Source organism: Lactonifactor longoviformis DSM 17459 (genome assembly GCF_900129135.1).
In the GTDB taxonomy this organism is placed as follows: Bacteria; Bacillota; Clostridia; order Lachnospirales; family Lachnospiraceae; genus Lactonifactor; species Lactonifactor longoviformis.
The window spans coordinates 76078-102447 of sequence record NZ_FQVI01000015.1 but is presented as its reverse complement, the minus strand read 5'-3'; the positions used below and the strand labels follow the sequence as shown (position 1 = coordinate 102447).

The following is a 26370-nucleotide window of genomic DNA, read 5'->3' as shown; positions in this document are numbered from 1 at the left end:
CCCGAAAAGAACTGTTTTTAACATGTTGACAGGATTATATCTGACCCGTCCGGTCTCACGCGCCGGCAGTTTGTCGAGATACTTAGTTAGATCAATTCCCTCCATGAATTTGTCAAAAGTTAAAACAGGGTCACAAATATCAAGAAAATCTGAAATAAACATTGGCAAAGTGCCTTGTTTTGGTATAGAATAAGTTGTGGTATTGTTTTTCATAGCAGATAAATTTTACCACAAAAAGAGGATTTTCAACCACTAAAGTGTATTGAAAATCCTCTTTTTTTATTCGGACTGTTTTTTCACAGCCTCTTTTAAACATTAATCGTCTTCCGGTGTTAATTCACACAGGCACTGAAGCAGATGCAGCAATTTCTCCATACCGCATCGAATTTCTCTCAGTTCCTCCTGAGGCTGCTGCTGAATGTACGGGTCATACTTTTCAGAGACAGCCTGCTCGATTTCCCGAACCATGCGGATGCCGGAGGCCGTCAGGGTAAGCTTTACCACACGTTCATCCAGCGTGTCTCTGCAGCGGGCAATATATCCGTCCTTTTCCAGCCGTTTGCACATGGACGAGGCATTGCCGCTGGCCAGTCCGATGGTCTTGCCGATAGTGCCCACCGTCTGCTCTTCCGTATGATGGAGTTCCAGAAGGATCCGGATCTGAATCATAGTCAGCCCTGTATCGTCAATGATAGGCTTAAAAAGCTTTCCCATATATCCGGTGATGGATCGGGTATAGTCCCATATTTCATTTCTCAAATCAATGCTGTTCATCAGACTGCCCTCCTTTCTCTGACTGACATACATACAAGCCATTAGCGGGGATCTGGAATATAATTCCATGGCGAAACGTAGGTTCCGTTTACACTGACGCCAAAATGAAGATGATACCCGGTGGCCACTCCCGTCTGCCCTACGTATCCAATGACGTCACCAGCTGAAACCTTAGTTCCTTTTTTCGCGCTGGAAGCCCGGCTCTCCATGTGCATATAGATTGTATGTAATCCGTTTCCGTGATCAATTTCTACATAATTTCCCATCTGATAGTGAGAAGAAGCATTTACGATCGTTCCACTTGCAGCAGCCAAAATCAGTGAATTTTTAGGGGCAGCCAAATCGACGCCCTGGTGATATGAACTTGCGCCGCTGGTTGGCTTGTCCCTGTACCCAAAATCACTGGACACCCTTGTGTACGCCGGGCAGGGCCAAAGCATAACGGAGGATACATAATGGCCGTCTGCTCCCACGTACTTATCTCCGATCCACTGTTTCACAGCCATAGCGCCGGAGCTTGTAAGGTAGCAGTCGTCAACCCAGCACCCGGAAGCCATAGCACCGGAGGCGTAAAAGTAATATTTATATTTTCCAATGGTCTGCCATCCGGTCTGCATAGCGCCGCTGCCGTTTAAATAATACCAGGTACTGCCAAGCTTCAGCCAGCCCGTAGCCATAGCGCCGCTGCCGTTTAAATAATACCATGTACTGCCAAGCTTCAGCCAGCCGGTGGCCATCTTTCCGTCCTCTTTTAAATAATACCAAGTCTTGCCCAGAAGAAGCCAGCCCGTCACTATCTGCCCGTCGCTGTCGTAATAATACCAGGTTCCATCCTCTGCATACCACCCTGTCACCATGGCTCCGTTCTCTTTAAACGTATAATTCTTTCCGGAAACTACAGCTTTTCCGGTCTGGGCGGATCCGTTGGGAGTCAGATAATACCAGATCCCTTCAAGCTTTATCCAATCCGTTTTCATAGCCCCGCTGCTGTCAAGATAATACAGGTCAGCGCCTGACTTAATCCATCCGGTCTGCATAGCCCCGCTGCCGTTTAAATAATACCAGGTCTTGCCGTCCAGAAACCATCCGGTCTGCATGGCCCCGCTGCCGTTTAAATAATACCAGGTACTGCCAAGCTTCAGCCAGCCGGTCTGCATAGCCCCGCTGCCGTCGAGATAATACCAGGTGCTGCCAAGCTTCAGCCAGCCGGTCTGCATTAGTCCGCTGCTGTTAAAATAGTACCAGGTATTGCCAACCTGAACCCAGCCGGTCTGCATCATACCGCTGCCGTTAAGATAATACCAGGCTTTCCCCTGCCGGAACCATCCGGTCTGCATAGCCCCGCTGCCGTTGAGATAATACCAGTACTTCCCGTCCAAAAGCCAGCCCGTGGCCATACTTCCGTCCGCTTTTAGGTAATACCAGTGAGTGCCGGATTTAACCCAGCCCGTGGCCATCTCTCCCCTGTCGGAAAGATAATACCAGGTATTTCCAATCTTCTGCCAGCCTGTGGCGGCACCGCCGTCCGGCCGGAGATAATACCAGACTCCCTGGAAAAGATGCCACCCTCCGGATAGCATGGCTCCATTGTCTTTAAATAGGTATGTGGTATTGCCTACAACTGCCTTGCCTACAGCCATCTGACCGCTGCTGTTAAGGTAATACCAGGTCTTGCCCAACTGAAGCCAGCCCGTTTTGGCAGTCCCATTGGCATTCAGGTAATACCAGCTGCCGTCTGTATCCAGAAACCATCCCACGGCCATACTCCCGTCCTTGTTAAAAAAATAGAGAGAACCGCCCAGTTCTAATTTTCCCACAGCCATTTTTCCGTCGCTGTAGAAATAATACCAGTGGCTGCCAATAAATTTCCAGTCTGTCACAGAAACGCCGGACTGAAGGTAATACCATTCCCCCTCAAAGATATGCCAGCTGCTGCTGTCGGTCCGCAGATGTCCCTTTATGGGATCAAAATAATAAAGTGTTTGATCTATCTTTGTAAGCCCAAGACTCAGACTCCCGTCTTCCTGCAGATAATACCGCAGACTGCCTTCGGTGAGCCAGCCGGTGGCTTTGGTCCCGTCCTCCCGGTAAAAGTACCAGATACCATCTTCCTCTGCCCATCCTTTTTTGGTTGTCTGCGCATCCTCATCGGGAGGTACCACCTCCTGGGGAGGGGCTTTCGGCGCCTCTGCAGCAGTCTTGGATTCTGCCTGAAATTCTCCGCCGATGGTTTCCTCAGAGGCTTCTTTTTCCTGTGAATCATGAGGCGCGGGGGAGGATTCCCCGTCCCCAGCTGCATTATCCTCCTCTCCGGATATTTCTTCCGAAAGCGAAGGCTCTTCCCCGGACGCTGTCTGTTCTTCTGCTTTCCCTGGAACCTCTCCGTAAACCGGTGATATAGCTGAGAAAGTAAGACTGACAACCAGTCCGTACAGTAATAGTTTCTTACGCTTCATTTCTCTGTCTCCTTCTTTTACTCAAAGGTCTTATCATCCAGCAGTATCGTAAAAGGTCCGTCATTGATGAGTGAAACCTTCATTTCTGCACCAAATTCCCCTGTCTGCACAGGGATTCCTGTTTCTCTGATCTTCTGGATCATATATTCATAGAGTCTGTTCGCCTCTTTTGGCTCCCCGCACTCTGTAAAGCTGGGACGGTTTCCTTTTTTACAGTTGGCATAGAGCGTGAACTGGGAGACCAAAAGTATCTGGCCGCCCACATCCTTCAGGGATAGATTGGTCTTACCGTTTTCATCCTCAAAAATGCGCAGCCCGGTCATCTTCTTAATAAACCGGTCCGCAACAGCAGGGGTATCCTCCCTGCCGATGCCTGCAAATACAAGAAACCCCTGTTCGATACAGCCGATGCAGGTATCGCCTACCGTCACAGAAGCTTCTTTTACCCGTTGAATTACTAATTTCATAGCTGTGTTATTTCTCCTCTTTCATTTTTTCCTCTCTCCTGCCTTTTGCCGTTTCCGGACAGGGAACAGGCTGAAGGGTAGCTTCATCGATACAGTCCATCTCCATGTAAGATGCCTCATCCGGAGGAAGCGACTTTTCGGTGAGCTTTTTACTCCTCCAGGACTTAAATGCCGCGTATATCACTGCCATAACAGGTACCCCGATAAACATGCCCAGAATGCCGAAAACGCCCCCAAACAGCAGGATAGCAACGATTACCATAAAACTGGACAAACCTGTGGATTCTCCGAGAATCTTTGGACCCAGGATATTTCCGTCAAACTGCTGCAGGATCAGAATAAAGATAATAAAATATAAACACTGCATAGGATTGACCAGCAGAATCAGGAATGCACAGGGCACGGCTCCCAGATATGGTCCGAAGAAAGGAATCACATTGGTGATTCCCACAATCACACTTACCAGGATAGCGTAAGGGGTGCCGATAAGGCTGGTGCCGATATAACACAGGATTCCAATTATAAAAGAGTCAATAATTTTCCCGCTGATAAAGCCTCCGAATGTCTTATGCACAAAACGAAGATTAGAAATCATATGATTGGCCTTATCCAGAGGTAATATGGAATACAAAAACATCTTCCCCTGGCCGATAAATCCCTCTTTGTCCGCAATCAGATAGACAGAGATAATAGCGCCGATTAAAATATTTTTCAGAAATATTAACACATCAAAAATCCCGGAAGATAGCTGCTGGAGCAGATCTTTCAGCTGGGGCAGAAGATCCTGGGTCAGCCATACCTCTGCCTTGGAGGAAAGGCGGGTAAACATATCAAATGCCGTGGCCTCCAAATCCGGATTGTCTTCCAGAAGTCTTTCGATCCAGTGTTCAATATTTTGAATATACCTGGGGGAGTTATTGATGATATTAATAATACTGTCAATGATAGACGGCACAATCATAGCAATCAGGGTATAAATAATGGTCCCCGCAAAAATCAAAGCCAGAAACACACAGACATAGCGGATGACTCTCTGCTTTCTCCTGTTCAGGCTGATCTTTTTCCTTTCCAGGGGTTCAAAGATGCACTTGTGCTCCAAAAAGTTTACAATAGGGCTTAACAGATAGGCTATGACGGCCCCGCAGATAACAGGCATCATAATGTTTTTGATAATATGAATCCCATGAAGCAGAGTATTCATATGAAAGATTCCAAAATAAAAAAGCAAACTTGCACATATTACAAGAAATGCGGTAATTCCCCAATGAAGATATTTATTGTCCCAACGAAATTTCATAACAGCCTCCAATTGATAATAATCCCCGGGAGTAAAAACACTTCCCGCAGACGCTAAAAGTATATCACAAATTTATGACTTTGTGTTGCAAAAATGTAAAAAATGTATTTCTTTTTTCTGTCGGGTAAGATATAATACTTATGGCTAATTGGAGGAAAAGAGATGAAATTACAACAATTATTGAGTTATACAAGAAAAGCAGTGGATGAATACCAGCTTATAGATCCGGGAGATAAAATTGCAGTAGGAATTTCCGGGGGAAAGGACAGTCTGACCATGCTCTATGCGCTCCACGGTCTGAGGCGTTTTTACCCCAATTCATTTACGATAGAGGCAGTCACCGTAGATTTGGGCCACCCTGGGTTCTCCACAGAACCTATGGCAAATCTCTGCAGAGAGCTTGAGGTTCCTTATACAGTGGTACCCACTCAGATTGCACAAATTATATTCGATGAGAGAAAGGAGAGCAACCCCTGTTCTCTCTGCGCCAAGATGAGAAAAGGAGCATTGAATGAAGCTGCAAAAAAACTGGGATGCAACAAAGTGGCTTATGCCCATCATAAAGATGATATTGTTGAGACAATGCTGCTGTCGTTGATTTTTGAGGGAAGATTTCATTCTTTCTCTCCCAGAACTTATCTGGATCGCATGGATCTAACGGTCATCCGTCCCCTGATGTTTGTGGATGAAGCGGATGTCATCGGATTCTGGAATAAGTACCGTCTGCCTGTGGAAAAGAGTCCCTGCCCGGTGGACGGCTATACAAAAAGACAATATGCCAAAGAACTGGTGAAGACATTGAGTAAGGAACATCCGGGAGCAAAGGAACGAATGTTTACCGCTGTTTTAAACGGCAATATACAGGGTTGGCCACAACGGATGCCCCGCATAAGATGAAAGAAGAGACGGTTATCATCCCGTCTCTTCTTTCATCTTAGCTTTACTTTTTCTGATGCGCGTTTTTTACTTCAATCGCTTTCTTGATTAACTCCACACAGCCCTCCATTCCAAGGACCCCGCTGTCCAGACACATATGGTAGCCATTGGCATCTCCCCATTTTTTGCTGGTATAATAATTATAGTAGCTGGATCTTTGTTTGTCTGTCTTGTGGATCTTATCTTTGGCAGCCGCATCCGTGAGCTCATATTTTTTTGCAATTCTTCGGATTCTCTTATCCAGATCCGCATGGATAAAGACACTCAGGCAGCCCGGATAATCAGACAGTGCATAATCTGCGCAGCGGCCTACCATGACACAGGATTCTTCTTCCGCAATCTTTTTAATCGTCTCGAACTGAGCGAGGAAGACTTTATGGTTAATGGGCATATCCGTAAATGCGGCTGATGAATAGCCAAAGGAATATGTATCCATTACCAGAGAGTAGAGAAAACTGTTTGTAGGTTTCTCATCATGATTCTGAAACAATTCCTGGCATAAACCGCTGTCCTTGGAAGCTCTGTCCAGCAGTTCACTGTCATAATATTTAATGCCCAGCTCTTCTGCTAACCGCTGTCCGATTGCTCTTCCGCCGCTGCCATACTGGCGCCCGATTGTAATTACTGTGTTTACCATAAGCACACACTCCTTTCCTGTCATTTCCCTCCGTGTACCGACAAGTTTTCCAAGGTTAGTACACTAGTAATCTATATATATTATATCGCATTTTATGCAAAATGTATATACATTATCTCAATCTATCCAGAATTTCAGAAAAGTATTCAGGTAGAGGGGCTGTAAACTCCATATATTCAGAAGAAACGGGGTGCAGAAAGCCCAATATCATTGCGTGCAGTGTCTGGCCCCGGAGACCAGGAAAGGGGCATTTTTTAGGACCATATACATCATCTCCCAAAAGAGGATGGCGTATGCTGCTCATATGCACACGTATCTGATGGGTGCGCCCGGTCTCCAGCCGGCATTCGATGTATGTGAACGAACCAAAGCGCTCCAGTACCCGGTAATGGGTAACTGCCGGCTTACCGTTTTTCTGGGTAACTGCCATTTTTTTTCTCTCGGTGGGATGCCGGCCGATATCTCCGGTTACTGTGCCCTCATCCTCCTTTAGGTTGCCGTGAACAATGGCCCGGTATCTTCTGGTAATGGAGTGGTCCTTTAGCTGCATGGCCAGGCTTTGATGGGCACGATCTGTTTTGCACACCACAAGAGCCCCCGTTGTATTCATATCGATTCTGTGAACGATACCCGGACGGAGAACCCCGTTAATCCCGGACAGCTGACCCTGACAGTGAAAAAGGAGTGCATTCACCAGTGTATGGGAGTAATGTCCTGCACTGGGGTGCACTACCATACCTTTGGGCTTGTCCACAACCAAAAGTTCACTGTCTTCATAGAGAATCGACAGCGGGATGTTTTCCGGCTGAATGTCAGGCTCCTTCTGGTCTGGTATCTCTATCGTGATCGTATCCTCGGGCTGGATTTTATAGTTTGCTTTTAAAGGCTGTTCATTTGCCAGAACACAGCCCTCCTTAATGACTTTTTGTATATAAGACCGGGAATACCCGGGAAGCAGAAGGGAAAGATATTTGTCAACCCGCTCTCCTGCCTCGAATTCCTCTACTTTATAGTTATACTTTTCCATGGACGGTTTACCGCTCCCTTTTCTTTAAAAACTGAAAGTCTTCTTCTTTGTAATAAAAAATCACATAGATGAAAAACAGCACGGCAGAGACTGTCACATAGATATCTGCCACATTAAAAACCGGAAAATTGATCAGTGAGATATAGACGAAGTCTACCACATAATTTAAACGTACCCGATCCAGTACATTGCCCACAGCTCCTGCAGTAACTGTTACGGCCAATATATGCATAGGCAGGTAATGTCTGGTCTTGGGCATTTTCCAGTATGCAGCTGTGGCCGCCAGGAAAAACACTGCGGCGATCAGTACAAAGATCCACTGCTGGTTTTGAAGAATGCCAAAAGCAGCCCCACGGTTTTCCAGATAATGAAGCGTGAGGACACCGGGAATCAGATCAATATCCCTCTGCCCGGCCAAATGCTCCACTGCAAGGGCCTTGGTCCACTGATCCAGCCCCACCAGAAGCAAAAGGGCAGCAAACCCGGCCAAGATAGCCTGTATTCTAATTTTTTTCTGATGTTCCATAACAATTTGTCCTTTCCTAAACAGCGTCGATTACGGTAATCGCATCCAGAAGCTCCTTATCTGTAACCGAGGTGTCTATCACAGCATGCCCCATCCTGTCCATCAGTATAAACTTTATCCGGCCGTGCTCCATTTTTTTATCGGATTTTGTTGCGGAAAGCACCTCCTCAGGGGAGAGTCCGCCGACTCTTACCGGAAGGCCGAAAGCTCTTAAATCCTTTTGCATCTTTGCAAATTCTTCTACTGTAATGTATCCCTTCTGAAAGGACAGGTAGGCGGATGCTACCATTCCAAGGGCCACACACTGGCCGTGCAGGATGGAAAAGTTCTTAAGTTTTTCTACGGCGTGCCCTATGGTATGTCCCATATTCAAGACAGCCCGCTCTCCTTTTTCCGTAGGATCGTTTTCCACTACTGTTTTTTTAATGACACAGCTGCGGTAAATCATCTCTGTTAAGACCTCAGGGACTCTCTTTAAAATCTCTTCTCTGTGAAATACCGTCCAGGCATAATAGGAGTAATCCCGAATCAGGCCGTGCTTTAAAATTTCACCCATTCCGCAGGAGAACTGCTCCTCGGAAAGACTCAAAAGGGCAGAGACATTCATATACACCATCACCGGCTGATGGAATGCCCCCACCATATTCTTATATTGATCGAAGTCCACTCCTGTTTTCCCGCCGATGCTGCTGTCTACCTGAGCAAGAAGGGTGGTTGGAACCTGTACAAACGCTATTCCTCTTAAGTAGGTGGCTGCTGCATAACCGGTCATATCGCCCACCACACCGCCGCCTAACGCCAGCAGAAGATCTTTTCGGTCATAGTGATTTTCAATCAGATGTTTATATATTTTCTGAATCTGAACCAGCGTCTTATTCTCTTCCCCTGCCGGGATGATATAGGCAGTAACCTCAAAGCCGCTGTCTCTCAGCCCTTTGGCAGTTTCCTCCAGATACAAAGGTGCAACATTACTGTCTGTTACAATACATATCTTCTGAAAACTCTTCCCCAATGCCAGCAGCTTCTCCGGAAGCTTCTGTAAGCTTTTCTCAAAGTAAATAGAGTACGCAAATTCACCCTTCCGCTGTACTTTTAATTCCTGATACATGCTCTTGTCTCCTATCTGTATCGGTACAGGCAGATACTGTACCTGTTCTTTTTCGTCTGCTTCAATACCCGGGAATACTGAAATTTCCCCATTCCCCGCACGGAAATAATATCTTCTTCTTTTAGCTGATAGCCGTTGGAAACCACCATTTTCCCATTTACAAATACTTTTCCGGTTTCAATGAAGGGGAGCATCTGGCTTCTGGATGTGTGAAAAGCCAGTGCCAGAACTGCGTCCAGACGCACAGATGCCACAGTACCTGTAATTTCTTCCCGTTTTCTCTCCGGAAGGCCGGACAGGTCCGGAATCTTCCGGGCTGTCACACCTGTATTCCTGATTCTGCACAGTTCCCCGGAAATAAATTCCGTAAGTGATCTGTGGCAGAACAAATAAGCCTCCTTTTCATCCACCAGAATGTCACCCAGCTTACTTCTCTGGATGCCGAGATTGACAGCTGCTCCCAGGTAATCCCTGTGTGTGAGCGGTTCCGCGTATCTCTTTGCAAGAGGCCGGATGCAAAGACAGTCCATTGGGTATTCCCATCCATTCCCCAGGCAGATGCCCCGGACTGTCCCTTCAGAGGGACGCAATACATAAGAAAGAGCATCAGGGATGAATGCTGCCATCTGACGCTCTGCTAATTCATACCCACCGCAGGTCTTCAGAGTTACCCCCAGTTCCCGGTAGTTAATATGATTTACCATATGTAGTTCGTTCAAATCCAGGAAATCAGAAAATGTTACAACATCTCTCTGATAAGCATTCTGACATAATTCCCGGATTCGCTTTATGAATTGTTCTTCTTTTTCCATAGATTATCCTTAGAACTCGGTGCGGATTGACGGAAAGTCAAATGCACCGCTTAAGATTTCCTGAAAATCGCCGGTAATATCCACATCAGCAGGTGTTAAAATAAAGATGTAGCTGGATACCTTCTGAAGACTGCCGTTGATGGCATAACAGGATCCGGAAGTAAAGTCAATAATTCTCTGGGCCACTTCCACGTCCAGTCCCTCCAGATTTAATACCACGGTACATCCTGCCAGCAGAGTATCCGCGATTTCCCTGGTGTCCTCCATTGACGTTGGCTTAATCACACAAACCTCCATTGCACTTGATACTTTTTTAGTATTACGCATAGGCGTAACCTTAGATGAAGCTGCCTTAGGCTGCTTGGCAGGCCTTGCACTGCTGGGAGCAGCAGTTGCCGCTTTCTCTGCTTTGGCCGCTTTTTTGGCTTTATGAAAAGAGGTTACCGGTGCCGGGTCATCATAGAACTCATCGTCATCTTCTTCCTCCAGCTTCTTTAAGAAACGTTTTCTTGGCTTCTCCTCTTCGAAGTCGTCTGCATCATCAAAAAATTCATCATCGTCGTAATCATCATTTAATTTGATTGCATCTAAAAACTTATCTAAAACGCCCATTATTTAATCTCCATTCTTTTATACTGCTGCGTAATTACGCTCACCAAAGATGCCTGTCCCTACACGGACCAAGGTAGCCCCTTCTTCAATCGCCACCTCATAATCTCCTGTCATACCCATGCTCAGGACATCCATAGTAACATTATTCATGTTTTCCCCTTTGATGTCAACACTTAAATTCTTTAATTTCCTGAAAATTTCCCTGTTATCTTCTGGATCTTCAACGTACGGCGCTATCGTCATAAGTCCTTTTACGGCAATATTTTGCAGTTTTGCCACTTCCTGTATAAGGGGAAGTGTCTCTTCAACAGAAACTCCGAACTTGCTCTCTTCCCCGGCTACGTTTACCTCAATAAGCACCGGCATAACCAGCCCTTTTTTCTCAGCCTCGTGATGAATGGTCTCGGCCAGTCTGAGGGAATCCACAGAGTGAATGAGACATGCTTTATCGATGATGTACTTCACCTTATTTCTCTGGAGATGACCAATCAAATGCCAGTGCAGATCCTTGGGAAGCGCCTCGTATTTAGATGTCAGCTCCTGCACCTTATTCTCACCAAAATCTTTTACGCCAAGGGGAAGCAGTTCCTCGATAAGGCCTGCAGGTTTTGTCTTGCTGACTGCTATAAGGGTAACCTCACTCCTGTCTCTGCCCGCTTTTTGGCAAGCCCTTTGTACTTTCTCTTCTACTGCTTTATAGTTCTCTTTTACATCCATGGTATCATCTCCTAATATAATATATCTTCTTCTTTCACAGAATTGCCGTTCAGTACAATATGATCAAACTGGGCAATTCCATAGGAAGTATCTTTATCTACAATACAGTACTCATCGTTCTGATCCAGAACAGAGATTTTGCGGAAGACGGCGTATCCTTTATTCATACTGTATACACCTTCCAGTTCTGCAGTCTCGCCAATGACATAATTCTGGCTGGAATCCTGCTTTACGATGACATCCCCCTTTTTGAAATCAGACGTTTCTACATAGTAGCTGCCGTCTTTTAGCTCATAGAGGGTGGTACTGATAAACTCTGTGGTAGTCTTTCCGCCTTTTCCTTCTCTGCGGACCAGGAAGCCCGCTTCCTGCTGGTTGTCCCCCTGGGTTTTAAATTCCTCCGGAATGAGGTAGAATTCCTTGCTGACTACAGAGGACATGGGTATTTTTAACCCGGTCTTTGTGTTGGTTACCAGCTCTATCTCTAGAAAGCGATCCGAGGCATAGCGCACCATGCCGTTGCTCAGATCGATTTGTCCGTATTTTCCGTCTTTTTTTTCCACTATGGAAAAGCTTCCCACCTGAGTGGCCCCGTCCTTCAGAAACTTGACCTTAATGGCCGTCCTGTCTGCCAGCTCTGCGGCCTGTTTGTCGGTCAGCGGAATCATAAGGGTCCAGTTTTCATCTGTGACCAGCTTGTACACCGGTTCCCCTGCCTTTACCTGGGAATCTGAGAGCAGATGATTCTGCTGGTAGGACATCTGGCTGAAGCTGTCCCCTGACACGTCCTCAGGAGTTAAGCTCTCGTACCCGTCCGTGGAGTACAGGACTACCCCGTCATAAGGGGCATTGTATATGGTCTGTGTGCCAAAGGTTGCGGACACAGAACCCGTATCCTCCCCCGAGGCCCCTATACCTGCGGACTGAAGAATAGTTCCCTCAATCTCATATTTCAGGCTGTATACGTCGTGAAAAGTATCTGAGCTGAAATTGTTAGCAAATTTGGCAAGCTGTGATCTGATTTTTTCCAGATCTTCCTCATTCAGCTCCATATCCGCAGACTGTGTCTTAGTATCTCCAACAGAGTATATTGTGCCTGCCTTACGTACTTTACTTCCTTCTCTGGCATAGTAGGTGACATAGCCGGGGCTGTCTGCCGTTACCACTTCCTCTGTTCGAAGAGCCAGTGCCGTGTAGGTCTGATTCTTAGCCAGGGGACCTGCTGTCACCTGGTATGAGGTGACGTGGGTGGAGGTGACATAGAGAAGAACCGTGATCAGCATATAGATAAAAAGTGCACCGAAAATTAAAGTGCCTATATTTAGCGTAAGCAGCTTTTTTGCGCTTGTAATAATCTTTTTCAGTGTTTCAAGTATTTTATTTCTGACTGACAAATTGATAGTCTCCTTCTGTCTGGTACAATACTTTTACATCAGTTAACATTGTACCATTTTCCAACTTTAAGTACAACATGGAATTTCAAAAGAAAAAAATGGTATGAAATGTGTTTTTCTGGTAAAAATATAGGATAAAGAATAAGGAGGTAGTCATTATGCGTTCAAAAGGAATCGACTATACAATACTTGTAATTGCAATTATCGGTGCAGTGAACTGGGGGTTAATCGGATTCTTCCGCTTTGACCTGGTTGCATTTTTATTTGGAAATATGTCCTGGATTTCAAGGATTATTTATGCTGTCGTAGGACTCTGCGGATTATACTTAATCAGCCTCTTCGGCAGAATCGGCAATATGGGCCAGGAATAAAAAAACAAAGGACTGTCGCAGGTTTTTGCAGCAGTCCTTTGTTTTTTATTATGTGTATTATAATGATACAATAATCTTATCCTTCAAATCTTCTGGCAGTTCGTCGGCATCTTTAGAAACGCTCAGGGTAAACGTAATAGAAAACTCTTTGCCAATGGCTTCAATCTGTCTGATTGTACCGGCGATGTCACCATCCTCCATCTGTTCTAATTTTGAAATATTCAGAAAGCTGTCCAGATACATTTCCTCCAGATCGTGATCCTGTGAAATAATACCGCAGATAAAACCTACAAACTCATCAGGATTCTTAAGTGGAAAGGTAGATACATCAATTAACCTTACTTTATTATTCAGCTCGTACATGTGCTTTACATTCTTGTCCAGATATACCACGCTGCCGTTGGCTGATTTGATCGTTTTATTTACCCTGTCCAATAGTTCTTTTGTCTTTCCTTTTCCCTTTTTGCCTACAATTAATTGAACCATCGCAATTTCCTCCTTGAACCTACGTAATATGTATTTATGCCAAAATGTTAGTTCTGTTAGGTACAATTATAGTGTATTTAAACAAAAAAAACAATGGCAAATCTGAAATTTTATGAAAATTTACGAATTTATTTTCTGGAGCAGAGAAGTCATCTGATCATATAAAATAGTTTTCGTTTTGGCATTCAGCACGATGGAAATGTATGGCTTTCCATAGGCATTCTGGGATACAATGGCCAGACACGCACCTGCCTGACTGGTGGTTCCTGTTTTGCCGCCCAGGATCGTCACATCCTTAGGAGTTGAAATCTCTCCGGTAAGATATTTATCGGTGGCCTCTAGGGTAATCCGCCCTTCCTCTCCGTTGGCCTTTTGGTACGTAAGGGTATAGGAACTCATCTGGGATATGGCGGTGAATTCTTTGTAGGTAATCGCTTCATTGAGCATTAGGTAAATATCATACGCAGTCGTATAGTGGTCCGGATCGTGGAGTCCGTGAGGGTTTACAAAATGCGTTCCGGTGGCCCCGAGACGCAGAGCCTCCTCGTTCATCATCTGTACAAACGCGTCCACACTGCCCCCTACCTGACGGGCAATGGCCATGGCCGCGTCATTACCGGAATACACAAGGAGCCCGTGAAGCAGCTCATCCATAGAAACCTTATCTCCTGCTCTAAAGCCGCAGAGCTGTGCCCCTTCTTCCAGTGTGACGTCTTCCTCTTCAATGGTAACAACATCATTCATATTGCCGTGCTCCAGCGCCAGTATGGCAGTCATCAGCTTCGTAATGCTGGCAGGATATGTTTTCTCAAACATGGACTGGGAAAACATCACTTGTTTTCCATCCACATCCAGCAAAGCGGATCGCTCGCTGTTTTGAGGCGTGATTCCCTCCAAAGATATATCTCCCGATGCCACACATAGGTTATAGGCCATTCCCTCAGCCACCTGTGCAGTGTCATCTCCGGATTTTCCGAATACTTCTGTCTGCAGGCTGTAGGGGAGTACCTCATCCAGCGCTCTGTCCTTTTGAAACATCATGATACTTAACGCACCGGCCAATACCACGATCACCAGGAAAAGACTTAAAAATATAGTCCGGCGCACTTTGCGCCTTCGCAGCTCCCTGCGGGATCTTTTTCTGTTTTTATCTGTACATTTCACGCCAGTCTAACTCTCCTCTGTCCAAAGACTTAATCAGTAATTCCGCTGAAGCCAGATTGGTGGCCAGTGGTATGTTGTGGGTGTCACAAAGGTGGAAAATACGGTTGACATCCGGGTCATGCCGTTTCGGAGCCACGGGGTCTCTCAGGAAAATAATGAGATCCATCTGATTTTGCTCAATCAGCGTGCCAAGCTGCTGTTCTCCCCCCAGGTGTCCGGCGATAAATTTGTGAACCGGCAGATTGGATGCCTCTTCGATCAGACGGCCGGTAGTGCCTGTGGCATACAGCGTATGCCTGCTCAAAATGCCCCTGTAAGCTATGCAGAAATTCTGCATCAGTTTTTTCTTTGAATCATGCGCGATAAGTCCTATATTCATGATATTTGACCTCCTATATATGTTTTACTTTTTTGCAGTCCTACGTTTAAAACCAAGCCCATACCAATATACAGACTGACAATGGAAGTCAGTCCATAGCTTACAAACGGCAAAGGGGTCCCGGTGTTGGGCATCAGGCCGGTAGCCACACAGATATTGATAAAGCTCTGCAGGCCGATAACGGAGCCCACCCCGCAGCAAATCAGCTTACCCGACAGGTCCTTGGCCCTTCGTCCCACGAATACACATTCAAAGATAATAAGCAGCAGCAGTCCTACAATGCAGCAGCAGCCGATAAAGCCCAGTTCTTCCCCTGCTACGGCAAAGATAAAGTCTGTCTGTATCTGGGAAACGAAATTTCCTTTGTTGGCAGAGGAGACCTCGTTGTTGTCCAGGCCCTTCCCGGTCAGCTGACCGGATCCAATGGCAATCTTAGAGTTTTCCTGCTGCGCAATATCATCTGCGTACTCTTCATTTTCAGGATACAGCCACGACATAATACGATCTCTTTGATAATCCTTGAGCAGTTTTTGGTCCGGCTGTACAACAATGGTCAGAAAAATAACAGCCAGAGGTATGGTGATGAGCAGAGCACCGCCGATTATCTTATAGCTTAGCCCTCCAATATACAATAGAATACAAAAAAGTATAACAACCGTAATTGTATTTTTCAAGTCAGGCTGAATAAGAATAAGGACAAGGGGCACAGCGAGAAGTATTAATGACTGCACCAGCGTCCGAAACGTATTCAAGTCATCCTCGTGTTCCATAAAGTATTTTGCAAAGAACATAATTAAAAGAATCTTCGAGAGCTCCGTGGGCTGAAAGCGGATGAATCCAAGGTCAATCCAGCGGGTTGCTCCTCCGGCGGAACTGCCGAAAAGCCGTACGGCCAGAAGCATAATAATATTCCCGAAATAAATGATCCAGTAAAAATTCAGGATCCAGCTAAAATCCATCAGGGAAAGAATCAGCATCACGGCAAGCCCCATTGCCACTCCCATTACCTGGCGGCTCTGCAGTGAATGCTGGGCACTTCCCACAAGGAGAATACCCACTCCGCTGATGGCAATCAGCCATAGAACTAATCTGAAGTTGTAATCTTTTAATTTGTATTGTTTTAACATGTAGTCACCTTAGTATTTTATATCAATTTCCTGTTTCGCATCCCGTTCTGCTGAGCAGAAAGTGGAATCCGGGCCGACAGGGCAGAGGGATTCCTGGTAAACTTAATCTCTACTCTCTCATCATCTATATTGAAATATTTACTGACGGCCTGAATCATATCGTTTTTTATCATTATCATCATTTGTGGAGTACAGTCAATTCTTTCTGAAACCAGTAAAAGCTTCAGCCTGTCTTTAGCAACGGCGCTGGAACGCTTATTTCTTGATAATAGAAACAATGAAATGTCCTCCTTTATTTACTTTTTAAAGAAACTGCCCAGGCGTCGGAATACACCCTTTTTCACTTCAAAATCCAGAAGAGGCACTTCCTCCCCCTGGATACGCCTGCAGATATTAGAGAACGCCTGACCGGACAAAGATTCCTTGCCGCAAAGCGGCTCTCCCTGATTGGTGGCTATGACCACTTCCTCATCATCCGGCACAGCCCCTAAAAGAGACACTGCCAGAATATCCGTGACGTCATCTATGGACATCATTTCCCCTCTCTTTATCATATCCGGACGAAGGCGGTTGATAATAAGCTGGATATCTTCCATCTCATTCGCCTCCAAAAGCCCTATAATTCTGTCCGCGTCCCGAATGGCAGAAACCTCCGGCGTTGTCACAACAATGGCGCGGTCAGCGCCCGCTATGGCATTCTTAAAGCCTTGTTCGATGCCGGCGGGGCAGTCCAGTATGATATAATCAAATTCCTTGGAAAGCTCCTGGGTCAGCTTTATCATCTGTTCCGGTGTCACTGCCGTCTTATCTCTTGTCTGGGCGGAAGGCAGCAGATAAAGGCTGCCGTACTGCTTATCTTTAATGAGAGCCTGCTTCAATCTGCAGTTTCCCTCTATCACATCGATAAGATTATAAACAATACGGTTTTCCAGTCCCAGAACCACATCCAGATTACGCAGGCCGATGTCTGTATCCACGACAACTACCTTTTTATCCAACTGTGCAAGGCCGGTGCCAATATTGGCAACAACAGTGGTTTTCCCGACCCCTCCTTTGCCTGATGTGACGACAATTATTTCACTCATATACCATCCTCCTACTATACTATCCCTTTTTCTGTCATCTTATGGTACATTTAAAATAATTTAATTCCCAACGTATTTTAATCGGTCTGAGATGTACCCACATAGCTTGATGCAGTACCTGTCAGTAGTGAAGCTTCATCCTGCAAGTCAAATTTGTAGCTTATAACTTCTCTTGCCACAGATGCCGCATTTGCCGAAGAATAACCGTTGGCAATACGGACCGCAAGGGCAAGCTGAGGTTCCTCTACTGGTGCATATCCAATGAAAAGACCATGGCTGGGTCTTGACTTGCTCTGCTGAGCTGTACCTGTTTTTCCGGCAACACTGTAGTTCATGCCGTTAAAGGCTTCATTATTCTGTACCACCTGACGCATGCCGGCATGAATGGTATTCCACTCGCTGTCTTTCAGGTCGATGGTGCTCTGTACTTCCGGTGTAAAGTCTTCGATTACATTCCCGTCGGAATCGGTTACTTTATCCAGCAAAGATATATTATAGCTGGTGCCGCTGTTGGCTATTGTCGTTACATAGCGGGCCAGCTGAGAGGTTGTATAGTTATGAGTACCCTGACCGATATAGGAGGGCACCGCATTTTTATCGGAAATCTGAGGGGATGCCTCAGAAATCTCGATCCCGGAATTCTTATCCAGGTCAAACAGTGAAGCGTACTGTTCCAGTTTTTCAAGGCCAAGGCTTTCCGAGAAGTTTTCTTCACTGTCCAGCCCCAGACGATATCCCACTTCATCAAAGAATACGTTACAGGACTCTTTAATCGCCGACTGCAGTCCCAGCCAGCCGTGGCCACCGTGGTTCCAGCATCGGATGCTGTAGCCTGCTTTGTTAAATATTCCGGTACAGTCCACACCGAAGTCATCGGTGATAATCCCCTCTTCCAGTCCCGCTACCGCTGTTACAATCTTAAAGGTAGAACCAGGCGCTGTGCGCTGCTGGGTGGCTTTGTTGTAGAACGGCTGCGAAAGGTCCGCGGCCAGCGCATTGTAGTACGCAGTATCCATCTGGTTGGCCAGCCGGTTATTGTCATAGCCTGGGTAAGTAACACAGGCGAGTATCTCACCGGTGTTGGGGTCCGTTGCCACAAGAGAACCGGAACAGGGATCCAGAGCCAGCTGCGACGGTTTAATCTCCAGATTATTGATTTTGCTTTTCATAAAGTCATACGCTGTAAGCCTTCCGGAGATCAGCGCCTCGTAATCGCCGTCATCGGTGGAAAGCACTCCCTGATCATACAGTATCGTGCAGACCTGTCTGCCGGAGATAGTATCTGACTGAAGCATGTATTTATACAGCAGTTTGCTGAAGGCGGTATCCTTTGCCAAAGCTTCCTCCAGATATGCAGCCAGCGCCTGATACACTTCGCTGGAATCCAGGTAGGCGCCTTCGGTAGAAATTTTGGAAATGTCAATCCAGTTCTGACTTGCCGCATACGTAAGATATTCCTGAAGACTGATGGACTCATCGGTGGTCCAGGCAATGTAGGTGGCGTCGGTCTTGTCTATGGCATCCTCAGACAAGATCCCTGTTTTTGTCATCAGCAGCTCATTGACAATGTAGCTGATATATTCCTGCATCTCTTTATCCAGATCTTTGTAGGCTGCCGGTGCTTCCCCGGTCAGTTCCTGACGGATGGATTCAAAGACAGATGCCTGCTTTTCCTCGAAACGGGCGTAGAGTTCCTGTTCGGTCTCGGAAGCCCCCTCCTCTGTGAAATGCCCGATGTCTATTACGCTGTTATTGATCAGTGCAAAGTAGACATCGTAGATAGGAATAGGGATGGTTGCCGTGTCATCTACATTGGTGCGGTCAAAATCCTTTATATTCTGAATCATGGAGGAGACAATTCCTGCGATATGCTGTTCCAGCACTTTATAAGCGGCAATCTGCAGTTCTTTGTCAATGGTGAGATACACATCCTTGCCGGACTGCGGGTCTACCACAGAGTCATCGTCTGTCTTCAGAACCTTTCCCAGATTATCCACATAAACCTTTCTGGAGCCGTTGGTGCCCTGAAGGTAAGTCTCCATATACTGCTCAATCCCGGTTTTTCCGATAATTGAAGTACTATTATAATTATCGCTCTCCTTCTTCAGCTCGTCCAGCTCTTCGGTTGAAGCTTTGCCGGTATAGCCTATGATAGGTGCAAAGTAAATACTGTCTTCATACGCACGGATTGTGTCCTGGGCTATGTCAATCCCCTGCAGCCTGTCTTTGTTCTCCATAATTATGGCTACCGTATTTTCATTCACGTTGCTGGCAATGGTAACAGGAACATATCTCCGGAAACTGTTGGTAGAAAGCGCGTAGCGTATGGTCACTATGTCCAGTGTCTCCTGCGGTGTAAAGCTTTCAGGCAGCGAGAACTTTGTCAGCTCATCGGAAGTATACGGCTTCTTCGCATCTGTCAGGGCAAACCGCTCATTGCCCGAGAGATAAGCCATAATCTCATTGGGGGTAGCCTCTTCCTCTGCTTTTTTCAAATCGTTAATGGAGGCATGGCCGTACACATCGGCGCGGAACCGCTGGAGAGAGGTTCCTGTGACGTCAAAGGCATATTCTCCGTTTTCATCTAATATAATATGGAAATCATGGTCAATGGAATTCTCATTCGCCTGCAGAATCTGAAGGACTTCATAAGCCACGCTGTTCAGGGTGAGATTTTTCTCCCGGGTGCTGTCATACGTTCCGTTGTCTTCCAGGGTTATGGAATAGGAAAGCTTATTTGATGCCAGGACATTGCCGTTTCGATCATAGATATTGCCGCGGGTGGCATTCAAAGTCAGCTCTTTGGTAGTTCTCAGGTTAAAGTTTTCTGCATATTCCTGCCCGCTGAGAATCTGCAGCTGAAACAGCCGCTGAATCAGGATACAAAACATACCGGCAAAGACAATCATCAGGACGGTGGTTCTGTGGACAGATATTTTTTTCAGAAAGTTTTTTATTTTCTTAACCAAGTTGAATCTCTCTCTTTCATTTCCAGTTCCACTAATTTGTGGTTGATTTTATACAGGATACGGTAGAATACCAAAGTGATTAAAATGGTATATACCATTTCCGGTATCATAATTCGTCTCAGATAGTAAAAAAAGTCAAGACGTCCCCGCAGCAGAAACTGCAGGCAGTAAACCATAATATTATAGCCGATATCGCAGATGGCAATCAATATCATGGGTACTTTGATATCTTCGTCGTAGTAAATTTTGTAACAGAATCCTGTAATATAACCGGCCGTCATATAGACCAGTGCATAGAAGCCCAGCAGGTTTCCATAGAACATATCGATCATCAGGCCGCAGACAAATCCTGTCCACAGCCCGGTCTTTTTTCCTCTCATAAATCCGAACGAAACGGTAAGAATCAAAAGAAGATTGGGGGCAATAGAGCCGATAGAAAGACTTTGGAAAACCGTAGATTGTAGAATAAAGCTGACAATAATCAGCAGCAATATTACGATTCTTCGTCTCATATCAGGACTCCCCTTTCTGCTGTTTCAGATCGGTAATCACAAGAACCTCCTGTATATGTGCAAAATCCACTGCCGGAATCAATGTTCCTGTGTACGTCAGGTGGTTGGAGTCTTCCTCCAGCTCACTGATATATCCGATGAGGATTCCTTTTAAGAACTTATCGCTGATCTGGGATGTGACAATCTTGTCCCCCACCTGGACTTTTCCCTCTTCATCCCGCAGCTGGATAAATCCCAGCTTCCCGGAATCCATAAGTTTTAAATTGCCGGTAACCGTACAGGTATCCGAGGTCGTGGCCACCTGGGCGCTGACATTGCTGGAATCATCAATAATGGAGCGTACCGTTGACCAGTTGGAACCCGTCTCTGTGACAATCCCCACAAGACCGCCGATGGTAATTACATTCATATCCTTTTTGATCCCGTCATCGCTTCCCTTATTAATCACAAAGGTATCGTACCAGTTCCCCGGATCTTTGGAGATTACCTCAGCAGCTACTTTATCATATTCTGCATACTGCTGATCCAGATCATAGAGCTTCTGCAGCCGCTCCAGCTCATACTGGTTCTGGATCAGCTGACTGTTTTCTGTGGTGAGCTCCTCTACCTTTTCCTGAAGCTTTTTGTTTTCTTTTACCAGCCTGCTCTTTTTCTGAAAGCCGTCCTGTACACCGGACAGCAGATTCCCCACCTCATTGAGTCCGTTCTGGAAGGGAACAATGATATATCCGGCCACTCTTTTCACCGGGCCGGTGGGAAGTTTTGCCGTAAAGGTAAGAAGCATCAGACTGATACATACCAGTGACATGATAACAATTAAATGTTTGCTTTTTATTTTAATACTGCGTTTCTTCTTCATGCTAAAACCTCTATTATTATTTTGCCCATTTCTGTAAAGAGCGGCTGTTAATGATCTCCTTGACTCCGCAGATGGTGCACAGATCATAAAGACCCGAAAGATGGATTTTATAACCGGTCACTCTCCGCAGATACCACTCAATATCCGGAATCCGGGTAGTCCCTCCTGTGAGATAAATCCCCTCTTCTATTATGGAGTGATAGATCTGAGGAGGTGTGCGTTCCAGAAAAAACTTAATCTCTTCCCCCACTGTCCGAATCAGATCGGTAATAGCCTCGTGCACGGCCTTAGAGGAGATTACTCCCTCTCTGGGAAGACCGGAAAGGCTGTCTATGCCCACTATCTTCCGGGCCTCTTTTTTATCCAGTCCCAGATAGCCCAGGGACAGCTTCAGACGTTTTGCTGTTCTTGTGCCGATATGTAGGTTATATTTGCGGCGCACTGTGTTGCAGATGGATTCATTCAGCTGTTTGCCGCCTATCTCTACAATCTTGCTTAAAATAACCCGTCCTTCTGCCACCACAGAAATCTCTGTGCTCTGGGCACCGATATTTACGACCATAGATCCTTTCGTGTGATTCAGGGGGATTCCGAGAGCAATCGCATCTGCTATAGATTTTTCTACCATACGCACATTGTTCTTCCGGCTGCCGCTGGCAATGGTATAGTAGGCTCTTTTTTCGATTTCAGACATGTCTGCAGGAACTGTAAGATAAAGTGTGTTGCCCAGCAAAGAGGCATGTTCTGCCCGCTGCAGCAGTGTCTGCAGTACAATTTCTGTGTGATTTATATTAGCGATCTTACCGAAAGACATGGGAGACTCAACGTAGATGTTGGAAGGCGCTTTTTCATACATTTCATAAGCGTCATCTCCCACAGCCAGCACTTGTTCCCCGTTTCTAATCGCAATCATGTTCTTTTCTTTCGTTATAGTGTCTTTCTGGGCGGAATAGATCTTAATCGTGCTCGTCCCCAGATCTACGCCAAAAGTTTTATGAATTGGCATACCATACTTCCCTTCTAGTATTTTTTAAGGATATCCCGTTCACAAAAGCTTATATACTGGCAGTCCCCGATTATAATATGATCTAACAGGTGAATGCCAATGATTTCTCCCGCTCCCCTTACTTTTTCTGTCAGTAAAATATCGTCCTCACTGGGCGTTGGATCACCGCTTGGATGATTGTGGATTAAAATAATATTGACAGCATGAAATTTAAGTGCTGCCAAAAATAATTCTCTGGGAGACACCAGCGAAGCGTTGACTGTCCCCTTCGATATGATTTCTTCACCCAACAGATGATTTTTGGTATCCAACATCATACACACCATGAGTTCCTGTTCTTCGTGACGCAGCTGTTCCATATAATAGTCTGCAATCGTACTGGGTGTACGGAAGGAAAGTCCCCTTTTGGCCGCCGCACTGGCAATACGTTTTGAAAGCTCCCCTATACATTTAATCTGCAGTGCCTTCACGGGGCCAACCCCTTTGAGATCCATCAGCTCTTCATGAGACAGCTGATGGATTCCTAAGAGACCCTCTTTATCTTTTGATAGACTTAATATCTTAGTTGCTAGTGATATAGATGAGATTCCCTGTGAGCCGGTTCGGATAAGAATTGCCAAGAGCTCTGCATCCGTAAGAGCGGCAGGACCTAAGCGCCTGCACTTTTCATAAGGCCTGTCCATAGGGGGAATCCCTTGTATTCCGGTTGCTTCCTGCATAGTTCCTCCTTACACTCTCTTCAAGTAAATGTCCGGAAGGAAACTGCCTGCTTTAAAGCAAATTTTATTGTATCACAGATCAAAAACAATGTATACGCCTTACTCTAAATTTCTGAATTTTTTAATAATCGCCTCTCCCACCTTCAGTCCGTCCATGGCTGCCGAAGTGATTCCGCCGGCATATCCGGCTCCCTCTCCGCAGGGATAGATTCCACGGAAATTACTCATAAATTCTTCGTTTCTGTCAATGCGTACCGGGGAGGAGGTTCGGCTTTCCACTCCGCTTAAGAGTGCGTCCGGCCTTGAAAATCCCGGTATCTTCCGTTCAAAAGCCAAAATTCCTGCTTCCAGAGAACTGCTGATACAGTCGGGATAGATATCCCTCAGATTTCCAAAGGTCCATGCCCCTTTTATCTGCGGATCTATGTCTCCCAGACAGCGGCTGGTCCTGGAATCTCTGAAATCCTGAAACAGCTGCACCGGAATTTTTCCCTGGCCCATGGTATAGGCAGCAGACTCTAAGCTTCTCTGAAATGCAACACCTGCCAGCGGATGGGAATCCCGGTAATCCTCCGGGGTAACTGTGACAATCATTGCGCTGTTGGCATTCCTGCCGTCTCTGGCATGATAGCTCATACCGTTCACCGCCAGATGGTTTTCCTCCGAAGAGGCATTCACCACATATCCTCCGGGACACATACAGAAGCTGTAGACTCCTCTGCCTGCAGAGAGCTGATGGGTCAATTTATAGCTTGCGGGGCCGAGATAGGGATTGTACTCTGTCCCATAGAGGGCTTTGTTTATCATCGTCTGGGGATGTTCTATGCGCACCCCCACGGCAAAGGACTTGGCATTCATCTGCAGTCCGTGTTCGTACAGCATAGAAAACGTGTCTCTTGCACTGTGTCCTACAGCAAGGACCAGCACCTCTGCCGGTATCCATTCTCCGTGGTTCACCTCTATGCCCGCAAGACAGCCGTCCTCAGCCGAAAAACCGGTCAGCTGGGAAGAAAAACGAAATTCTCCCCCCATATCCTCAATCATTCTTCGGATATTTTGTACAATAGTAATCAGAAGATCTGTACCCAGGTGAGGTTTTTGCAGATAGAGGATTTCACTGGGAGCTCCGGCCTCTACAAATAGTTCCAGCACCTTCTGGTTTCTTCCCAGAGGATCCTTCACCAGCGTATTGAGCTTTCCGTCGGAAAAGGTTCCAGCACCGCCTTCCCCGAACTGTACGTTGGACTGTGCATCCAATTCTCCCGTATTCCAGAAAGCTGTTACCTTTTCCAGACGCCGGCCGGCCTCCTCTCCCCGCTCCAGAATCAGAGGACAGTATCCATGCTTTGCCAGAAGATATCCGCAGTAAAGTCCTGCAGGCCCGCTGCCTGCGATTACCGGTCTGCTCCTGAGAGGAAGCGTACCGCAGGGGGACACCTCATACCGGGTTCTTTTAGTTAACGTAATATTTTTATTGTCAACCTTTTGGAGGATTTTATGCTCTTTTTTTACTTTTACATCAATGGTATATACGTACTGCAGCTGCTCCTTTTTCCTGGCATCCACAGACTGCTTCCGGATGGTATAAGAAAGGATCTGATCCGGACTGATTTTTAACAGCTTTGCTGCCTTTTTTATAAGCTCCTGCTCAGTATGAGGGACGGGAAGCTTCAGCTGGCGTATCTCTATCATGAACTCTCCTTTCTCAGCGCTTCGGCCGCAGCTCTGCCTGCCAGGGCACCGCTGGTCCATGCCCACTGAAGATTATATCCGCCGCAGGCCCCGTCTATGTCTGCAAGTTCGCCGCAGATATAAAGTCCCGGATATTCCTTTGCTTCCATGCTTTCGGGATGCAGCTGTCTGGTATCTACGCCGCCGGAACAGACCTGCGCCTGCTCCAGGGAAGCGGCGCCGGTTGGAAGAAGGAGATACTCTTTAATGCGGGAAACCAGTTCCTCCAAAGTCGGTGATCCGTCCATAAGCACTTCAATGAGCTTTCTGGGAAACAGGCCGGTAAGGGATTCCTTCCGTGTCTTATAAGGACAGTCCTCCTGCCGTTTCCTGAGAAAGCCCTCCAGCTGTTTTTTGGAAAAATCAGGGAAGAAATCCAGGAGCAGTTCCGGGGTCTGTCCTTCCTGCAATAGCCGGACCGCGTAGCGGCTCAGCTGAAAGACAGGGATGCCGGATACACCGTAATCGGTCAGCTGAAGTTCCCCTGTCTCACTGAGAAAATTCTCTCCGTTGGCCCGTAAGACCACTCGGCCCTCCACACGCACTCCGGACCATCTGGAAAATGATTTCCGGTAATCGGAAGATTTAGTCCTGCAGCGCAGGGGAACCAGGGCAGGAAGAGGCGGTATCAGACGCAGTCCCAGCTTTTCCGCCAGAGAGTAGCCGCTGCCGTCCGCTCCCTCAATCCCCGAGGCGCTGGATCCGCATGCGAGTATTACCTTGCGGCATGGATAACTCCATCCCTCTGTAACCGCCAGATATCCGTCCTCAGCCGGAAGGACAGCGGTTACGTTCTCTCTGGTTTTACATTTGACCTTCAGATATCGGGCTTCCATCTCCAGCACCTCAAGAACGCTGGAGGCCTGAAGGCTTGCCGGATAGATCCAGCCGTTTTTATTCTTTGTGTAGATTCCCAGCTGTGAGAAAAACCGGATCGTATCTCCCACTGAAAAATGAGATAACGCCATATCGGCAAATTCCGGGCAGGTTCCTCTGTAAGCTCTGGGATTTTGCTGAATATTGGTCATATTACACCTGCCATTGCCGGTCGCCAGAAGCTTTTTTCCCAGCCTGTCGTTATGCTCCAGAAGGGTAACCTTTGCCCCCATCCGGGCTGCCGTAACAGCCGCCATCAGGCCGGAGGCTCCTCCCCCAATCACAACAACGGATGACTCAGCATGCTTGCTTTTGCTCAAAGT

The 26370-nt window shown here is 46.5% G+C and carries 27 protein-coding genes and 1 pseudogene; 2 read left to right on the top strand and 26 right to left on the bottom strand.

The annotated features are described in order from the left end of the window. The 5 genes and pseudogenes from BUA56_RS23360 to BUA56_RS14170 form a co-directional block, all read right to left on the bottom strand. A pseudogene (locus BUA56_RS23360) lies at nt 1-213 on the bottom strand (IS1182 family transposase); the annotation flags it as partial. 102 nt (nt 214-315) lie between these two features. Further along, nucleotides 316-774, bottom strand: coding sequence for a MarR family winged helix-turn-helix transcriptional regulator (locus BUA56_RS14185; protein ID WP_072852860.1), 459 nt, complete (start codon nt 772-774; stop codon nt 316-318). A gap of 41 nt (nt 775-815) precedes the next feature. Next, the gene (locus BUA56_RS14180) at nt 816-3230 is read right to left on the bottom strand and encodes a peptidoglycan DD-metalloendopeptidase family protein (RefSeq protein WP_072852858.1); all 2415 of its coding nucleotides are present in this window, start codon (nt 3228-3230) and stop codon (nt 816-818) included. A gap of 17 nt (nt 3231-3247) precedes the next feature. Further along, nucleotides 3248-3697 (bottom strand): D-aminoacyl-tRNA deacylase, encoded by a 450-nt coding sequence (gene dtd / locus BUA56_RS14175; RefSeq protein ID WP_072852856.1) that lies wholly within the window; start codon nt 3695-3697, stop codon nt 3248-3250. Between the two features lie 7 nt (nt 3698-3704). After that, nucleotides 3705-4994, bottom strand: a complete 1290-nt coding sequence (locus BUA56_RS14170; RefSeq protein ID WP_072852854.1) for an AI-2E family transporter — start codon at nt 4992-4994, stop codon at nt 3705-3707. 162 nt (nt 4995-5156) lie between these two features. Between BUA56_RS14170 and BUA56_RS14165 the strand changes: the two genes are divergently transcribed. Then, the gene (locus tag BUA56_RS14165; RefSeq protein WP_072852852.1) at nt 5157-5891 is read left to right on the top strand and encodes a tRNA 2-thiocytidine biosynthesis TtcA family protein; all 735 of its coding nucleotides are present in this window, start codon (nt 5157-5159) and stop codon (nt 5889-5891) included. A 43-nt stretch (nt 5892-5934) separates the two neighbouring features. On the opposite strand, the gene BUA56_RS14160 is transcribed toward BUA56_RS14165, so the two are convergent. From BUA56_RS14160 to BUA56_RS14125, 8 genes are all read right to left on the bottom strand, one after another. Further along, nucleotides 5935-6567: a cytidylate kinase-like family protein gene (locus BUA56_RS14160; RefSeq protein WP_072852883.1), complete on the bottom strand. Its 633-nt coding sequence runs from the start codon at nt 6565-6567 to the stop codon at nt 5935-5937. Between the two features lie 112 nt (nt 6568-6679). Then, on the bottom strand, nt 6680-7594 hold the full coding sequence (locus tag BUA56_RS14155; protein WP_072852850.1) for an RluA family pseudouridine synthase: 915 nt from the start codon (nt 7592-7594) through the stop codon (nt 6680-6682). Nucleotides 7595-7601: 7 nt separating this feature from the next. Next, the gene (gene lspA, locus BUA56_RS14150) at nt 7602-8120 is read right to left on the bottom strand and encodes a signal peptidase II (protein ID WP_072852848.1); all 519 of its coding nucleotides are present in this window, start codon (nt 8118-8120) and stop codon (nt 7602-7604) included. Between the two features lie 16 nt (nt 8121-8136). Beyond that, complete coding sequence (aroB, locus tag BUA56_RS14145; protein WP_072852846.1) at nt 8137-9228, bottom strand: 3-dehydroquinate synthase; 1092 nt, start codon at nt 9226-9228, stop codon at nt 8137-8139. Nucleotides 9229-9239: 11 nt separating this feature from the next. Beyond that, on the bottom strand, nt 9240-10040 hold the full coding sequence (locus BUA56_RS14140; protein WP_072852844.1) for a YlmH family RNA-binding protein: 801 nt from the start codon (nt 10038-10040) through the stop codon (nt 9240-9242). A gap of 9 nt (nt 10041-10049) precedes the next feature. Beyond that, the gene (locus tag BUA56_RS14135) at nt 10050-10652 is read right to left on the bottom strand and encodes a cell division protein SepF (RefSeq protein ID WP_072852842.1); all 603 of its coding nucleotides are present in this window, start codon (nt 10650-10652) and stop codon (nt 10050-10052) included. An 18-nt stretch (nt 10653-10670) separates the two neighbouring features. Next, entirely contained in the window at nt 10671-11369 is a 699-nt protein-coding gene (locus tag BUA56_RS14130; protein ID WP_072852840.1) for a YggS family pyridoxal phosphate-dependent enzyme, read from the bottom strand. A gap of 11 nt (nt 11370-11380) precedes the next feature. After that, a complete protein-coding gene (locus BUA56_RS14125) occupies nt 11381-12763 on the bottom strand; it encodes a biotin/lipoyl attachment domain-containing protein (protein WP_084067954.1) in 1383 nt (460 codons plus the stop codon). 158 nt (nt 12764-12921) lie between these two features. Between BUA56_RS14125 and BUA56_RS14120 the strand changes: the two genes are divergently transcribed. Beyond that, on the top strand, nt 12922-13134 hold the full coding sequence (locus BUA56_RS14120; RefSeq protein WP_072852837.1) for a DUF378 domain-containing protein: 213 nt from the start codon (nt 12922-12924) through the stop codon (nt 13132-13134). A 57-nt stretch (nt 13135-13191) separates the two neighbouring features. Here BUA56_RS14120 and BUA56_RS14115 read toward each other — a convergent pair whose 3' ends face one another. From BUA56_RS14115 to BUA56_RS14055, 13 genes are all read right to left on the bottom strand, one after another. Then, nucleotides 13192-13620 (bottom strand): twitching motility protein PilT, encoded by a 429-nt coding sequence (locus BUA56_RS14115; RefSeq protein WP_072852835.1) that lies wholly within the window; start codon nt 13618-13620, stop codon nt 13192-13194. A gap of 120 nt (nt 13621-13740) precedes the next feature. After that, on the bottom strand, nt 13741-14784 hold the full coding sequence (locus BUA56_RS14110; protein ID WP_072852832.1) for a D-alanyl-D-alanine carboxypeptidase family protein: 1044 nt from the start codon (nt 14782-14784) through the stop codon (nt 13741-13743). After that, the gene (locus BUA56_RS14105) at nt 14768-15163 is read right to left on the bottom strand and encodes a methylglyoxal synthase (protein WP_072852830.1); all 396 of its coding nucleotides are present in this window, start codon (nt 15161-15163) and stop codon (nt 14768-14770) included. The genes BUA56_RS14110 and BUA56_RS14105 overlap by 17 nt, the downstream gene beginning before the upstream one ends. After that, nucleotides 15160-16290 carry an FtsW/RodA/SpoVE family cell cycle protein gene (locus tag BUA56_RS14100; RefSeq protein ID WP_072852828.1) on the bottom strand — a complete coding sequence of 377 codons (1131 nt, stop codon included), beginning with the start codon at nt 16288-16290 and terminating at the stop codon, nt 15160-15162. The genes BUA56_RS14105 and BUA56_RS14100 overlap by 4 nt, the downstream gene beginning before the upstream one ends. 17 nt (nt 16291-16307) lie before the next feature. After that, a complete protein-coding gene (gene minE, locus BUA56_RS14095; RefSeq protein ID WP_072852826.1) occupies nt 16308-16568 on the bottom strand; it encodes a cell division topological specificity factor MinE in 261 nt (86 codons plus the stop codon). Between the two features lie 18 nt (nt 16569-16586). After that, nucleotides 16587-17375 (bottom strand): septum site-determining protein MinD, encoded by a 789-nt coding sequence (gene minD, locus BUA56_RS14090; protein WP_072852824.1) that lies wholly within the window; start codon nt 17373-17375, stop codon nt 16587-16589. A gap of 77 nt (nt 17376-17452) precedes the next feature. Then, on the bottom strand, nt 17453-20344 hold the full coding sequence (locus BUA56_RS14085; RefSeq protein ID WP_072852822.1) for a penicillin-binding transpeptidase domain-containing protein: 2892 nt from the start codon (nt 20342-20344) through the stop codon (nt 17453-17455). Further along, nucleotides 20329-20856 carry a rod shape-determining protein MreD gene (gene mreD / locus BUA56_RS14080; protein ID WP_072852820.1) on the bottom strand — a complete coding sequence of 176 codons (528 nt, stop codon included), beginning with the start codon at nt 20854-20856 and terminating at the stop codon, nt 20329-20331. Before mreD ends, BUA56_RS14085 begins: the two co-directional genes overlap by 16 nt. 1 nt (nt 20857) lies before the next feature. Then, nucleotides 20858-21715, bottom strand: coding sequence for a rod shape-determining protein MreC (gene mreC, locus BUA56_RS14075; protein WP_072852818.1), 858 nt, complete (start codon nt 21713-21715; stop codon nt 20858-20860). A gap of 16 nt (nt 21716-21731) precedes the next feature. Continuing rightward, complete coding sequence (locus BUA56_RS14070) at nt 21732-22721, bottom strand: rod shape-determining protein (protein WP_072852816.1); 990 nt, start codon at nt 22719-22721, stop codon at nt 21732-21734. A gap of 14 nt (nt 22722-22735) precedes the next feature. Beyond that, nucleotides 22736-23440: a RadC family protein gene (gene radC, locus BUA56_RS14065; protein ID WP_072852814.1), complete on the bottom strand. Its 705-nt coding sequence runs from the start codon at nt 23438-23440 to the stop codon at nt 22736-22738. A 99-nt stretch (nt 23441-23539) separates the two neighbouring features. Further along, the gene (locus BUA56_RS14060) at nt 23540-25132 is read right to left on the bottom strand and encodes an NAD(P)/FAD-dependent oxidoreductase (protein ID WP_072852813.1); all 1593 of its coding nucleotides are present in this window, start codon (nt 25130-25132) and stop codon (nt 23540-23542) included. Then, the gene (locus BUA56_RS14055; protein WP_072852811.1) at nt 25129-26367 is read right to left on the bottom strand and encodes a BaiN/RdsA family NAD(P)/FAD-dependent oxidoreductase; all 1239 of its coding nucleotides are present in this window, start codon (nt 26365-26367) and stop codon (nt 25129-25131) included. Before BUA56_RS14055 ends, BUA56_RS14060 begins: the two co-directional genes overlap by 4 nt. Nucleotides 26368-26370: the final 3 nt, after the last annotated feature.

What these genes read in the sequence shown, in the direction of transcription:
- BUA56_RS14155 (WP_072852850.1), bottom strand. Translation starts at nt 7,594, where the DNA reads ATGGAAAAGTATAACTATAAAGTAGAGGAATTCGAGGCAGGAGAGCGG.
- radC (WP_072852814.1), bottom strand. Translation starts at nt 23,440, where the DNA reads ATGCAGGAAGCAACCGGAATACAAGGGATTCCCCCTATGGACAGGCCT.
- minD (WP_072852824.1), bottom strand. Translation starts at nt 17,375, where the DNA reads ATGAGTGAAATAATTGTCGTCACATCAGGCAAAGGAGGGGTCGGGAAA.
- BUA56_RS14140 (WP_072852844.1), bottom strand. Translation starts at nt 10,040, where the DNA reads ATGGAAAAAGAAGAACAATTCATAAAGCGAATCCGGGAATTATGTCAG.
- BUA56_RS14120 (WP_072852837.1), top strand. Translation starts at nt 12,922, where the DNA reads ATGCGTTCAAAAGGAATCGACTATACAATACTTGTAATTGCAATTATC.
- BUA56_RS14130 (WP_072852840.1), bottom strand. Translation starts at nt 11,369, where the DNA reads ATGGATGTAAAAGAGAACTATAAAGCAGTAGAAGAGAAAGTACAAAGG.
- BUA56_RS14115 (WP_072852835.1), bottom strand. Translation starts at nt 13,620, where the DNA reads ATGGTTCAATTAATTGTAGGCAAAAAGGGAAAAGGAAAGACAAAAGAA.
- BUA56_RS14105 (WP_072852830.1), bottom strand. Translation starts at nt 15,163, where the DNA reads ATGAATATAGGACTTATCGCGCATGATTCAAAGAAAAAACTGATGCAG.
- BUA56_RS14100 (WP_072852828.1), bottom strand. Translation starts at nt 16,290, where the DNA reads ATGTTAAAACAATACAAATTAAAAGATTACAACTTCAGATTAGTTCTA.
- BUA56_RS14060 (WP_072852813.1), bottom strand. Translation starts at nt 25,132, where the DNA reads ATGATAGAGATACGCCAGCTGAAGCTTCCCGTCCCTCATACTGAGCAG.
- BUA56_RS14180 (WP_072852858.1), bottom strand. Translation starts at nt 3,230, where the DNA reads ATGAAGCGTAAGAAACTATTACTGTACGGACTGGTTGTCAGTCTTACT.
- BUA56_RS14160 (WP_072852883.1), bottom strand. Translation starts at nt 6,567, where the DNA reads ATGGTAAACACAGTAATTACAATCGGGCGCCAGTATGGCAGCGGCGGA.
- aroB (WP_072852846.1), bottom strand. Translation starts at nt 9,228, where the DNA reads ATGTATCAGGAATTAAAAGTACAGCGGAAGGGTGAATTTGCGTACTCT.
- dtd (WP_072852856.1), bottom strand. Translation starts at nt 3,697, where the DNA reads ATGAAATTAGTAATTCAACGGGTAAAAGAAGCTTCTGTGACGGTAGGC.
- BUA56_RS14070 (WP_072852816.1), bottom strand. Translation starts at nt 22,721, where the DNA reads ATGCCAATTCATAAAACTTTTGGCGTAGATCTGGGGACGAGCACGATT.
- mreD (WP_072852820.1), bottom strand. Translation starts at nt 20,856, where the DNA reads ATGAGACGAAGAATCGTAATATTGCTGCTGATTATTGTCAGCTTTATT.
- mreC (WP_072852818.1), bottom strand. Translation starts at nt 21,715, where the DNA reads ATGAAGAAGAAACGCAGTATTAAAATAAAAAGCAAACATTTAATTGTT.
- BUA56_RS14135 (WP_072852842.1), bottom strand. Translation starts at nt 10,652, where the DNA reads ATGGGCGTTTTAGATAAGTTTTTAGATGCAATCAAATTAAATGATGAT.
- BUA56_RS14165 (WP_072852852.1), top strand. Translation starts at nt 5,157, where the DNA reads ATGAAATTACAACAATTATTGAGTTATACAAGAAAAGCAGTGGATGAA.
- BUA56_RS14170 (WP_072852854.1), bottom strand. Translation starts at nt 4,994, where the DNA reads ATGAAATTTCGTTGGGACAATAAATATCTTCATTGGGGAATTACCGCA.
- lspA (WP_072852848.1), bottom strand. Translation starts at nt 8,120, where the DNA reads ATGGAACATCAGAAAAAAATTAGAATACAGGCTATCTTGGCCGGGTTT.
- BUA56_RS14185 (WP_072852860.1), bottom strand. Translation starts at nt 774, where the DNA reads ATGAACAGCATTGATTTGAGAAATGAAATATGGGACTATACCCGATCC.